This is a genomic window from Pedobacter sp. ISL-64, assembly GCF_018613605.1.
Lineage (GTDB): Bacteria > Bacteroidota > Bacteroidia > Sphingobacteriales > Sphingobacteriaceae > Pedobacter.
In genome coordinates this window covers 115,869-129,624 of sequence record NZ_JAGGPU010000001.1, presented here as the reverse complement: position 1 = coordinate 129,624, position 13,756 = coordinate 115,869, and the positions used below count along the sequence as shown (strand labels likewise).

Here is a 13,756-nt window from a genome sequence, read left to right as displayed (position 1 = left end):
CTAAACTTATTATGAAGAAAATTTTACTTGCCATCGGGCTGGTATTTTCTACTACAATTCTGTTTGCACAGCAAACTTCCTTTCCCGTTAACGGTTCTTTCGATACCCGACCTGGAATGTTTGCCTTTACCAACGCAACAATAGTAGTTAATGCCAACCAGACTCTAACAAATGCCACACTTTTAATCAAAGGACAAACCATACAGGGTATTGGTGCTGGTTTAGCCGTACCTAAAGGCTACGTGGTAATCGACCTTAAAGGAAAATTTGTTTACCCCTCCCTAATTGATGCCTTTACCAGTTATGGACTTAGCGAAACACCTGCACAACAGCGAGGTTTCGGCGGTCAACGTCAGTCTATTTTCGTTTCTACCAAAAAAGGTGCTTATGGCTGGAACGAATCAATCAGGCCGGAAACTTATGTAAAAAGCATCTTTTCTACCGACAGCAAAAAAGCAGATGAATTACGTAAGGTAGGCTTTGGTAGTGTAAATGTAATTAACCGCGATGGTATTGCCCGCGGCGTTTCTGCTGCTGTAACTTTAAACGAAGGTGCAGATAACAGCGTATTCTTAAAAGATCAAACCGCAGCAAACTATTCGTTTAACAAAGGAATATCATCAAACGATTACCCGACTTCGTTAATGGGCTCTATTGCGTTATTGCGTCAAACGTATTACGATGCGCAATGGTATGGCAAACAAAAAGAGGAGTACAACATTTCGCTAGACGAATTTGGCAAGCAACAAACTATGCCGCAAATTTTTGAAGTTGATGGATGGCAGAACATTCTGCGTGCTGATAAAATCGGAAAAGAATTTGGCAAGAAATACATCATTAAATCTACAGGTGATGAATACCAACGGATAAACGAGGTTAAAGCTACCGGAGCTAGTTTAATTATTCCCGTAACTTTCCCTAAAGCTTATGACGTTGAAGATCCGGCAGAGGCCAGAAACGTCACTTTATCACAAATGAAAGGCTGGGAACTGGCACCAACCAATCCAGCCAGCTTGGAAAAAGCAGGGATTAAATTTGCTTTAACGGCATTCGGCCTGGAGAACAGTCGCGATTTTTGGGCAAACATCCGCACTGCGATAGAAAATGGCTTAACTGAAAAACAGGCCCTACAATCGGTTACCGAAATCCCTGCCTCACTCTTGGGCATCAGCGATAAAGTGGGTTCCCTAGAAAAAGGAAAAGTAGCCAATTTTTTAATCTCATCTGATAACCTGTTCAAAAACGGAAACATTATTTTCGAAAACTGGGTACAGGGCAAACGTTTCATTGTTAACAAAATGGATATAAGCGATGTACGCGGTACTTATAATTTAAACGTTGATGGTATTGGTGCTTTAATCCTAAAAATTATCGGAACAGGTGGCGGATCGACAGCCGCTATTGAAAGAACCGGTGTAGATAGTGTTAAAACCACAGCAACCTTTACCAGAAATGGCGATTGGGTAAGCATCAATTTCAACCTAAAGAAAAATCCTAAGGGTGATGTCCGGTTAAGCGGTTACATTACTTCGGCAAACCCGGTTACCATCAAAGGCGAATCGGCTCTGGCTGATGGCACTACGGGAAAATTTACAGCAACTTATAAAGAAGCCGCAAAAGAAACACCTAAAAAAGAAGAGCCAAAAAGCACTTTGGCCATGGGGCCGGTAATTTATCCCTTCTCTGCCTTCGGAAGCACTGAACTGCCCAAACAAGAAACGGTTTTAATTAAAAACGGTACCGTTTGGACGAATGAAAAAGATGGAATCCTCCAAAATGCCGACGTACTTTTAGAAAACGGAAAAATTAAAGCGGTTGGCAAAAACCTTTCGGCAAGCGGTGCGAAAGTGATCGATGCTACCGGTAAACACGTAACCGCTGGTATTATTGATGAGCACTCGCACATTGCAGGTGCAGGCGGCATTAACGAAGGTGCGCAATCGGTTTCTGCCGAGGTACGCGTTGCCGACATCCTCAATTCTGAAGACGTAAACATTTACCGCCAGCTGGCCGGTGGTGTAACCACTTCACAAATCCTACACGGGTCGGCCAATCCAATCGGTGGCCAATCGCAATTGATTAAACTGCGCTGGGGCAAATCGCCAGAGGAACTGAAATTTGCAGGTGCGGATGGTTTCATCAAATTTGCTTTGGGCGAAAACGTGAAACAGAGTAATTTCGGTACAGGTGCCCGTTTCCCGGTTACACGTATGGGTGTTGAGCAAACTTTTGTGGATGAATTTACCCGTGCAAAAGAATATGAAAAAGCTTTATCAGTGAAAGGTAACAGCGTACGTAAAGATCTAGAATTAGATGCTATTGTTGAGATTTTGAACAACAAACGTTTCATTACCTGCCACTCTTATGTGCAGAGCGAGATCAATATGTTAATTCATGTGGCTGATAGCTTAGGATTCAAGATCAATACCTTTACGCACATTTTAGAAGGCTATAAAGTGGCCGATAAAATGAAAGCGCACGGCATTGCAGGTTCTACCTTCTCCGATTGGTGGGCCTATAAAAACGAAGTGGCCGAAGCCATCCCTTATAACGGAAAAATCATGCACAATGTTGGCGTAACTACCGCTTTCAACTCTGATGATGCCGAAATGGCCCGTCACTTAAACCAGGAAGCAGGAAAATCGGTATTATACGGTAACGTTCCGGAAGAAGATGCTTTTAAGTTTGTAACCTTAAACCCGGCAAAGATGCTGCATATCGACGATAAAGTGGGCAGTTTAAAAGCAGGTAAAGATGCCGATGTGGTGATCTGGACCGCCAATCCACTTTCTGTTTACGCCAGGGCAGAGAAAACTTTTGTGGATGGTATTGCGTATTGGGATATCGAGAAAGATGCACAGGTAATCAAAGCTCAACAGACAGAAAAAGCACGCTTGATCCAGAAGATGTTAGAGAGTAAAAGCAAAGGTGGCCGTACACAACGCCCATTAGGCGATGCACCACGTCTGTACAATTGCGAAACCTTAGAAAACTATTCAGCAGAATTAACCGAGAAAGAACATGCACACTAACATGAAAACATATTTATTCAGTCTGGCTTTTTCGGCTTCGAGCCTGATGTGTTTTGCACAGGCAAACCTATCGCCAGCTAAAAAACAAAGCAAAACCATCGCCATTACAGGTGCAACCGTGCATATTGGCAATGGAACAGTGATCGAAAACGGAACCATCCTTTTTGGCAACGGAAAAATTATCTCGGTTACCGCCAACGGACAGGTTCCACAGGATGATGTAATGCGCATTGTGGCTACAGGTAAACATATTTACCCAGGCATTATTGCCGCAACCACCAACCTGGGTTTAACCGAAATTGAAGCCGTAAAAGCAACATTGGATTTTCAGGAAATCGGCGATTTCAACTCGCACATCCGTTCTATTGTGGCTTACAATACCGACTCGAAAGTTCCGGCTACCTTGCGTAGCAATGGTGTATTAATGGCACAGCCAACACCACAAGGCGGAACAGTTTCGGGCAGTTCATCAGTTGTTCAGCTCGATGCCTGGAACTGGGAAGATGCAGCACTTAAAATCGACGATGCCATGCACATGACCTGGCCAGTTACGCCACGTTTCAGAGGCGGCTTCGGTGGTTTCGGCAGACCGCAACAATCGCCAGAAAGCTTAGCAGAAAGAACACAGGCTGCCATTGCGCAGCTAACATCCTTCTTTGCCGAGGCCAAAGCTTATGCTGAAATCGGCAAACCAGATGCAATTAATACCCGTTTCGAGGCGATGAAAAAAGTATTCGCCGGTAACGAAAAATTGTTTATCGCGGCCGAAAGTCATAAAGATATTGTTGCAGCCGTTAATTTCGCCAAGAAATTTGGCATCACCCCGGTAATTACAGGGGCAGATGAAGCTTACCTGATCATCGATTTCCTGAAAGAAAACAACATTACCTTAGTGGTGAAACAGCCCCATGCTTTACCTAACAATAATGATGACGATGTAAATATGCCTTATAAAAATGCTGCAATATTGGCCAATGCAGGCTTAAATGTAGTATTGAGCATTGATGGTTACTGGCAACAGCGCAACCTGCCTTTTATGGCCGGTACGGTTACGGCTTGGGGCTTGGACAAAGAAAAAGCTTTATCAACCATTACCTTAAACGCTGCAAAAGCGATGGGCATTGATAAAACCGCGGGTAGTATTGAGACTGGCAAAGATGCTACTTTCTTTATTTCAGCTGGCGACGCTTTGGATATGCGCACCAACAAAGTGGAGCAGGCTTTTATTCAGGGCAGGGATATTAATCTTGATAATCTACACAAACAGTTGGATAAAAAGTTCAGTGATAAATATATTGCTGAGAAGAAATAAGTTAACACCAGTTTAACACAAACGGCCGATATTGATTTATCGGCCGTTTTTTATTTTAACATCAGGCTTAAAAACTACCAAGGACTAAACCTATTATTAATATTAAATCAGGATTCAGTTAACAGCACATTAACATCTTTGTCATCATAAAAAATCAGAACTAATCATAATGAAATCTGCCTGAACAGCAAAAAAACAGGCTCAGGCAAGCTTCATAACCGTTAAAAAAACAAATGATGATGAAAAATTTACTTATTGCAGTGTTGTTCCTGTTTTGCCTTGTCCAGAACCGGGCATTTGCACAAACAACCCAGGCATCAATTTCGGGTGTAATCACCGATCAACAAAAGAAATCTATTCCTGGAGTTTCGGTGCAGATCAGAAACAATTCAACAGGTTTCACTACTAAAACATCTACCAACGCTCAGGGCGAGTATACTTTTAAAGAGCTTCCATTGGGTGGCCCTTATTCGGTAAAAGCCATTTATGTAGGTTTTGGCGAGCAGATCAGAAATGGTTATATGTTAAACCTTGGCGATGTGGTTAGGGTAAACGTTGCCATGCAGGAAGCTTCGCAGGATTTAGACGCAGTACAGGTTGTGGCTTCTGGTTTGAGGAACAAAGTTCAAAACTTTGGCGCTTCTACAGAAATCTCGGCCAAAACAATGAACCAATTACCTGTAAACGGGCGTAATTTTTCTAACTTAATGGATTTATCTCCTTTAAGCCGTGGTGGAAATATTTCGGGGCAGTTAGGTTCTTCTACAAATTATACCATTGATGGAATGAATGCTAAAAACCCAACATCAGCCGGTAGTACTACGAGTCGTAGTGGTGCACCATATTCCATTTCTATTGAGGCCGTTCGCGAGTTTAAGGTAGTAACCAATCAATATGATGTTACTCTAGGCAGAGCCGGAGGCGGTACAGTAACCGCTGTAACTAAATCTGGTACAAACACAGTAAGTGGAAGCGCCTTTGGTTATGGCCGTGCAGATTGGTTAGCCAGCCGTTACGATATTAGAGGTGTAAAGCGTGACAATGATTTCTCTACTTATCAATATGGTTTTACTTTAGGTGGCCCGATTATCAAGGATAAATTACATTATTTCGTTGGTTTAGATCATCAGAAAGATGCTCGCCCATTAATTATTGCCGATGTTAACGGCCCCGCTGATGAAGCACGTTTCAGAATCACTAATAGTACTTTAGCACAGTTTTTGGATGTTGCCCGTACTAAATATGGCGTAGCAAATACACCTCAATATGGTTCTTTCGACAAAAAGCGCGGCTCGGATGCTGCATTTGCCCGTGTAGATTGGCAAATTAATGATAGAAATTTATTAACCATTCGTGATAATTACACCAACGATAGAAATCCATTAGGTTTAGCAGATAACACCGCGATAAATTTCTACGAAAGTTACGGTAACGATAAAAATGTCGACAATAATTTATTGGCAACTTTACGTTCAACCATAAGCAGCAAAATCACTAACGAATTAAAAATACAACATTTATATACTTTCCAGGCGAGTACCCAAAATGACGAATTAACAGGTGCCATTCCAAGAGCAATTGTAGGAAATATAAAATCTGACCTTGCTGATGGCACAAAGGGTATCTCTACCGCAATACAAATTGGCGGCCACCGTTTCGGACAAGAAGGTTTTACCAATAATGTTTTTCAACTGGTAGATAATTTTTATTATAATACGGATAAAGTTAAATATACATTTGGTGTTGACGTGATGTATACCAATGCAAAATCTCTTTATGGCAGTGAAGTGAACGGCCGTTTCGAGTACTCAACTTCTCAGATTCAAGATCCTGCTTTTCCAAATGACCCTACAAAAAAGATCGAAGTTCCAGCAATCACAAACTTTAATAACCTTGCTCCAAACAGATTTTATCGTGAAGTACCTTTGGTTGCAGACCCAACGGTTAAAGCTGGTATTTGGAACGCCGCTATTTACGGCCAAATGCAGACTAAATTAGCAAAGGGTTTAGATTTTATAGGTGGTTTACGCATTGATTACAGCACTTATCCAAAATCGCCACTTAATCAACAACTATTTGATGCTATTGGCGTGAGAACAGACCATGAGTTGAAACAATTTTTAATTCAGCCAAGAATTCAATTTAACTGGGATATTAATGAAAACCGAACAGACTTTGTTCGTTTCGGAGCAGGTATTTTCGGTTCGGATGTGAACAACTATGTAACCATTAATAACTTAACCTTTGATGGTAAACATTTAGCAACAGTTGATGTTTTCGGCGCAAATGTACCAACACCAAACTTTATAGGTTATAGAAATGGTACTGTTGCTACACCTTCACTAAGTGCTTTACAGGTACCAACTATCAATACTTATGCAGAAGATGCAAAAATTCCAGTGGTTTATAAAGCCAACTTATCATACAGTAAATTAATCACCGATAAATTTAAGGTTGGGATTACGGGTTACGCAACATTAGGACGTAACAACTACATGTATGTTGACAAAAATATGGCGGCAAATCCATTCTTTACCCTTCCTAACGAAGGTAACCGTGGTGTATTTGTACCAACGTCAAGTATAACAGCAAGTAACGGTGTTGCTGATTGGAAAGGCGGTCGTTTAACTAATCAGTTTGGCCGTGTGTTAGAATTAAATAGTAAAGGTAAAGTAAATCAATTCGCTATAGTTTTAGATGCGACCTGGAATTATTTTAAAGATGGAGAAATCTCTGCAAGTTATACTTATAACGACACAAAAGATAATACATCGTATAATGGCAACGTGGCAAACTCTGCTACTTTATCTCTACCTGTTAAAGATGATCCTAGAGATTTGAGCAAAATGTCTTATTCAGATAATCAATTCCGCAATAAGGTTGTTATTTATGGAACGTCTCCAAGTTTTTATGGCTTTAGATTAGGCGTTCGTTACTCTGGTATTGGTGGTACACGATATAGCTTATTGGCTGGCGGCAATATTAATGGAGATTTTGTGGCCACAAATGATTTAGCTTTTGTATTCGATAGAAACAATCAAAATATCCCTGCAAATATTCGAACAGGTTTACAGACATTATTGGATAATCCAGATGCAAGCCAAAGTTTAAAAGATTATATTAATAAATATTCTGGTCAGATAGCAGAGCGAAATGGTGGCGTGAATGACTTTTTTGGTATTGTTGATTTAAAATTAAGTTATCAACTACAATTAAATAAAAAGCACAGTATTGAATTCTCTGGAGATGTGTTTAATTTTGCAAACCTACTTAACAAAAAATGGGGTGTAAATGAAACTTTGGGCAACCAGGCTTTATACGCCGTTAGTGCATTTGATGCTACAAACAAAGCTTATACTTATCGTGTAAATAACACCGGCATTGTTACACCATCAGGTAACCCTTGGCAGATACAAATTGGTTTACGTTACGGATTTTAACAACCGTTTAGCTAAGTTTCTTAGCTTAAAGTCATAAAAAAAGGGAATGGATTTTTATCCGTTCCCTTTTTTTATGTTTGCATTAACAAACAGCAAAACTTAATGGGATTATTACTTAACTACCTGAAAAACCACAAGTGGATTGTGGCCTTAGCGTTATTGCTAGCAGGCATAAATATTGGTTTTTCACTTTTAGATCCATACATCACCGGTCGCATTTTAGACCGCTTTATCAATAAAAAAGATTCGTTAACCTATAACCAATACCTTTGGGGCTCTCTTGGTTTAATCGGACTGGCTATTGGTGCAGCCATGGTTTCGCGTATCGCTAAAAACTTCCAGGATTATTTCACCAGTGTGATTGTTCAAAAAGTTGGCGCAAAAATGTACGCTGATGGTTTGCAACATTCTCTAAAATTGCCTTATCAGGTTTTCGAAGATCAACGTAGCGGAGAAACCCTGGGTATTTTACAAAAAGTACGTTTGGATTCAGAGAAGTTTATTACCGCCTTTATCAGTATCCTTTTTGTAAGTTTAATCGGAATGATTTTCGTTATCGTGTATTCGGTTTCGGTAAGCTATAAAGTTACCTTAGTTTATTTTTCAGCTATCCCGATCATCAGTTTCGTAAGCTGGTTTTTAAGTCGCAAAATTAAAACCATCCAACGCTCTATCGTTGGCGAAACCACAGCTTTGGCAGGTTCGACTACAGAATCGTTAAGAAACATAGAACTGGTTAAGAGTTTAGGTTTGGCCGATCAGGAAATTGACCGGCTGAATAAAACCACTTACAAAATTTTGGGCTTAGAACTTAAAAAAGTGAAATATGTGCGCAGTATGAGTTTTGTTCAGGGCACAACCGTTAACCTGGTCCGCAGTACAATGGTACTGGTTTTACTGCTCCTTATTTTCGACAATACGATTTCTGCCGGTCAGTATTTCTCATTTCTTTTTTACTCGTTCTTTCTTTTCGGACCGCTACAGGAGCTGGGCAATGTGATTTTAACCTGGCGTGAGGCTGAAGTTTCGTTAGGTAACTTTAAAAAGATTTTAAGTACACCGATTGATAAAAAACCTGAGAATCCAACTTCTATAGCAAAAATTAAGGATTTAACCTTTAACAATGTGGGCTTTAAACACCTAACAGCCAATAGAAATGCCTTAGATAATATTTCGTTTAAAACCCATCACGGGCAAACCATTGCATTTGTTGGTCCATCGGGTTCTGGAAAAAGCACACTGGTAAAACTATTGGTGGGTTTATATCCGGCAAAAGACGGTGAGATTTTATACAATGGTATCCCAAGTAACGATATCGATCTTGATGCCTTACGCGAGAAAATCGGTTTCGTAACACAAGACACGCAATTGTTCTCGGGTACAATAAGAGAAAACCTGCTGTTTGTTAACCCTAATGCTACGGATGAAGAATGTTATAAAGTTTTAAACCAGGCAGCCTGTCAAACTTTGCTAGCCCGTGCAGATAAAGGTTTGGATTCGTTAATTGGTGAGGGTGGGGTTAAAGTCTCGGGAGGAGAAAAACAACGTTTATCTATTGCAAGAGCACTGCTCCGTCAGCCAGATATTTTGGTTTTTGATGAGGCCACTTCTTCGCTGGATTCGATTACGGAAGAAGAGATTACCAAAACCATTCGCTCGGTTTCAAATTTAACTGATCACATTACCATTTTGATTGCGCATCGTTTATCAACAATAAAACATGCTGATAAAATTTATGTTTTAGAGAAAGGCCACATTATTGAGCAAGGAAGACATGAAGAACTAATTGCACAAAATGGTTTATATCAAGCCATGTGGCGCCAACAAATTGGAGAAAGAGTTGTTGAAGCTTAGGAACAAAAAGAATTTGTCATGTTACTAGCTCAAATAGAAAGCAACCAGATTGCAATTATCATTATTATAGCTGCCATACTTTGGCTGGCATTAATATTAGCGGCATTGTACCATATATCGAGAAACAACAGCATTGGTTTCTCGGTAAAAGTACTTTGGTTTATCATTATCCTGCTTGCCCCCTTTTTAGGTTCCATTATTTATCTAATCTGGGGTAAGAACAAGAAGTTTTAATGTTTCGTGGCCGATGGCTCATTAACTAATCACAAAATATAGTATCGCCATGGTCCGTGTCCTCACGGACCATTTCTTATTCAAAAACAAATACTGTTAGTAGAATAAGTCTATTTTTTTTGGAAAACAATTCCAGTAGTTCTTCGGTTTGGTCCTGCCCCGCTGTTCCTCCTGCCGATAGCTATCGATAAAAAGAACAAATGCCCTCTATCGGCATCCGTGCCATCGGGTTTAGATGGCCAGGGCAAACGTATAACTGACATTTTTAACCGCTATAGGTTTTGCATGAGGGATAGCAGTGGAAATCCTTTTTTGATTTTTCTTCAAAAAAGATTGTAACGGATAGCCCGACCCTTGCGCAGCTTGGGGCATGCCCAGATTATTTGCAATAAAATATTTCCCTTATCGCCATGGTTCGTGTCCTCACGAACCATTTTTTGTATTTCATCACCAAGACACAAAGGCACAATAGTACTTAATTATCATTGAGTTTCAGAGTTGTCAACTTTCCGGCAAACTGGCTATTAAGTTGATAACTCTTTTAGTAACTAAGCAACCTTGCTGGTTTGTTCGTTAATATCCTGCAAACTCAGTTTCGTTAAAGATTTCGTTTTTAACCATGTAATTCCAGCAATTGCCAATGTCATCGTTCCACCAAAAACTACCGATGGGATAGTACGCATTAACTTTGCGGTAAGGCCCGATTCGAAAGCTCCGATTTCGTTCGACGACCCAATAAACATGCTGTTTACTGCCGATACACGTCCGCGCATTTCGTCGGGTGTTAACAATTGCATAATGGTTGATCTGATGATTACACTTACGCTATCAAAAGAGCCTTCTAAAAAGAGAAAGAAGAGCGTTAAGTAGAAATTTTTAGATAAACTCCAGCAGATGATGCTTAAGCCAAAACCGGTTACGGCTATCAATAAATTTCGCCATGGTTTGTTCATCGGCGAAAAACGCGTCATAGCAAGCATGGTAAAAACAGATCCTGCAGAAACAGCGGCCCGCATAAAGCCTAAACCCTCGGGTCCAACTTTTAATATATCATTTGCAAACACGGGCAATATGGCTACCGCACCACCAAAAAACACCGAAAACAGATCCAAACTCATTGCCCAAACCATCATTTTGGTTTTAAACACAAAATTTATTCCTTTAAGCAAACTCTCTTTAATATTTTCTTTGGGCACAAACTGCGGAGGGTGTACTTTTAAAAAGAAAATACAGATAAGGGCTATAAATACAAAAGAAATAATTACGATATAAGTGATGGTAATACCGAAGAAACCATAAGTTATTCCTCCTATTGCCGGCCCTAAAATAGAAGCCATCTGCCAGCTCGAACTGCTCCAGGTGCTCGCATTTGGATAAAGGTTTTTTGGCAAAATCTGAGCCATTAAAGAGAATGTAGCCGGACCGAAAAACCCTCTTGATATCCCCATCCCAAATACGAGTACATACATAATTAAGGCAATTAGATTAACCTTGAAATTAAACAGGGTAAAAATAATATCGAACTGCCCAAGGTTAAACTGCGGTAATGTTACCAGCAGCATAATGAGGGTACAAAGAAATACGCCTCCAAATACTTTGAGCAATAAGCCCCTTTTTTCGCTCTTATCTGCAACATAACCTCCGTATAATGCAATCCCTATAGCAGGAATAGCCTCACACAGGCCTACAAACCCTAAGGCCAATGGATCTTTTGTTACATGATAAATATAAATCCCAAGCACCACTGCCTGCATTTGATAGGCAAATGTGAAGAAAAAACGCATGCCTAAATAAGAGCGGAACTCCCTAAAGCGCAATGCGGCGTAAGGATCTGGTTTTGTAATAACCGAATTGAGGTCTGAATCTGCCACAGAAAAAAGTTTATTTGCAAAACTACGCTTTGAAAATTAAATACGGGAATGGCCAAAGTCTTAAGCTTACCTGTTTTTTCTATTGAAACGTAAAAATATCCGATCGGCCAGCTCCAGATATTATTGCATAAAAAACCCGATGAATAATATTATCCATCGGGTATCTAGATTGGTTAGCTTAGTAACCGGGGTTTTGTTCTAGTAAATTATTTTTGTTTACTTCATCGCGACTAAATGGTCTGAAATAAAGTTTATCGTTCCAACTCCTGTTCTCTTGCGCATTCTCCTCTACCGGGCTATAGGTATAATCGTAAATGGTATTATCGTAATGATAAGGGGCAGGCATCGTTTTTCCTGGTTTAAATTTACCGGTTACCTTAATATAAGTGGTTTTTCTGCCTAATGTTTCACTGGCGATTAACCACCTGCGGGTATCATGGTAACGTTGTTCTTCGTAGGCCATTTCTATGCGGCGCTCATGGCGGTAAGCCGCTCTAAGGCCAGCCTGATCTGTTGCGGTAACCGCAGGCATACCTGCCCTGAAACGGATTTTATTTAACCAGTTTGTGGCATTGCCCAATTCGCCAAGCTCAATACTCGCTTCGATATAATTAAATACCGCTTCGGTATATCTAAAGAAAGGCCAGGGCACATTTTGCGACATCGAGGCATCTACAATAGTTGGATCTGGATCGATAAATTTATGGTAGTAATAACCTGTCCAGCTGCCGTTCCAGTTTTCGATAGAACTTGCACGTGTATCTAAACCTCTAAAGTCAATTCTCGTATTGTTATCCATTAAATCGTATACTCCAGTTTGGATTTGACTGGCAGGATCGACATTACCAGATGCTTTATCGCGTGGTTTCCAGCCAGCACCATCATATAAAATAGTGGCGTAAAAGCGTGGATCTCTATTTTGATAAGGCTCAGCTTTTTGTGCTGGGTTTGTCCAACTAAATTTAGAACCGTCTTTCATTTCATAATCATCAACCAATAAACCTATCGGCGTATTACCTGCCCAGTTATGGTAACCGTTTGGACCATTTTGTTGCGCATGCTTAATATTATTCTGAACTATGAAATAACGTGCAAAAATTAATTCGGCAGCTGCCGTAGCATCTATGTTGGGCGCTTTACTGGCACCACCCATTGCTATACTTTTATAATTCCTACTTCCTTCCGTTGCAGATACTGGCGTAGATAAATCTAACAAATAGCCTTTTGTGGCATCCATTACTGCCTTTGCAGCCGTTTGAGCCAATTTATAACGAGCGGCTTGATCTCCACTTGCATAACTTAAGAAATCTAATTTTTGAGCGGCAATTCCACTAACTTTATTTGTAAGTTTTGCCCTGTCGTGCAAATCGCTCGCCGCATAAATCAATACCCTTGATTTAAGTGCCAAAGCAGCGGTAGCAGTGGTACGCCCCTTTTCCATCGTTTTGCCTGTTAAAAGTTTATTCGCCTCATCGCAATCTTTAATAATGAAGTTTACACATTCTTCATAGGTATTACGCTTTACGTTGTAATTATCGTTGAGTACGTAAGTTTTTGTGATAATAGGTACTGCTCCATAAAAGCGTAATAACTGCTGATAAAAATAAGCACGTAAAAAATATGCTTCACCCGCCAGCTGGTCTTTTAATGTTTGGCTCGTTAGTGCATTATCTCCACTGGTAATTTTCTCGATGGCAATGTTGCAGGCCCTGATGCGGTTATACATTTGTTTATAAGCCCACGTATCATCCACCCAGCCCAATGTAGATGGGTTAATGGTAGCACTATTAACCAGATCGATACCACGGGTAGGGTGTGTAAACAAGGCTTCGTCAGAAACTGATGCTAACATCTGCTCAGAAAAGCCACCGTTACCCAATCCATTATAGATATCGTTCACAAATGCCTGCGCAGTTGCAGGATCTTTCCATACCGATTCGGCAGGCACCTGACCAGGTGATTCTACGTTCAAAAAATCCTTTTTACACGCAAATGCAAAAAAGGTAATAAGAA

General features: G+C 40.3%; 8 protein-coding genes. 5 read left to right on the top strand and 3 right to left on the bottom strand.

Translation table 11 applies throughout. From position 1 onward, the window contains the following. Nucleotides 1–11: 11 nt before the first annotated feature. The 5 genes from J7E57_RS00565 (at nucleotide 12) to J7E57_RS00545 (ending at nucleotide 9,872) form a co-directional block, all read left to right on the top strand. Complete coding sequence (locus J7E57_RS00565) at nucleotides 12–3,032, top strand: amidohydrolase family protein (protein WP_215129591.1); 3,021 nt, start codon at nucleotides 12–14, stop codon at nucleotides 3,030–3,032. A 1-nt stretch (nucleotide 3,033) separates the two neighbouring features. Beyond that, nucleotides 3,034–4,344, top strand: a complete 1,311-nt coding sequence (locus J7E57_RS00560) for an amidohydrolase family protein (RefSeq protein ID WP_215129589.1) — start codon at nucleotides 3,034–3,036, stop codon at nucleotides 4,342–4,344. Between the two features lie 239 nt (nucleotides 4,345–4,583). After that, on the top strand, nucleotides 4,584–7,784 hold the full coding sequence (locus J7E57_RS00555; RefSeq protein WP_251029744.1) for a TonB-dependent receptor: 3,201 nt from the start codon (nucleotides 4,584–4,586) through the stop codon (nucleotides 7,782–7,784). A 102-nt stretch (nucleotides 7,785–7,886) separates the two neighbouring features. Continuing rightward, nucleotides 7,887–9,638, top strand: coding sequence for an ABC transporter ATP-binding protein (locus tag J7E57_RS00550; protein WP_215129585.1), 1,752 nt, complete (start codon nucleotides 7,887–7,889; stop codon nucleotides 9,636–9,638). Nucleotides 9,639–9,656: 18 nt separating this feature from the next. Beyond that, a complete protein-coding gene (locus tag J7E57_RS00545) occupies nucleotides 9,657–9,872 on the top strand; it encodes a PLDc N-terminal domain-containing protein (protein WP_215129583.1) in 216 nt (71 codons plus the stop codon). A gap of 110 nt (nucleotides 9,873–9,982) precedes the next feature. On the opposite strand, the gene J7E57_RS00540 is transcribed toward J7E57_RS00545, so the two are convergent. The 3 genes from J7E57_RS00540 to J7E57_RS00530 all read right to left on the bottom strand — a co-directional run bounded on the left by J7E57_RS00540 (nucleotide 9,983) and on the right by J7E57_RS00530 (nucleotide 13,715). Then, a complete protein-coding gene (locus J7E57_RS00540; RefSeq protein WP_215129581.1) occupies nucleotides 9,983–10,135 on the bottom strand; it encodes a hypothetical protein in 153 nt (50 codons plus the stop codon). 285 nt (nucleotides 10,136–10,420) lie between these two features. Continuing rightward, nucleotides 10,421–11,743 carry an MFS transporter gene (locus J7E57_RS00535; protein ID WP_215129579.1) on the bottom strand — a complete coding sequence of 441 codons (1,323 nt, stop codon included), beginning with the start codon at nucleotides 11,741–11,743 and terminating at the stop codon, nucleotides 10,421–10,423. A gap of 178 nt (nucleotides 11,744–11,921) precedes the next feature. Next, nucleotides 11,922–13,715 carry a RagB/SusD family nutrient uptake outer membrane protein gene (locus J7E57_RS00530; RefSeq protein WP_251029743.1) on the bottom strand — a complete coding sequence of 598 codons (1,794 nt, stop codon included), beginning with the start codon at nucleotides 13,713–13,715 and terminating at the stop codon, nucleotides 11,922–11,924. Nucleotides 13,716–13,756: the final 41 nt, after the last annotated feature.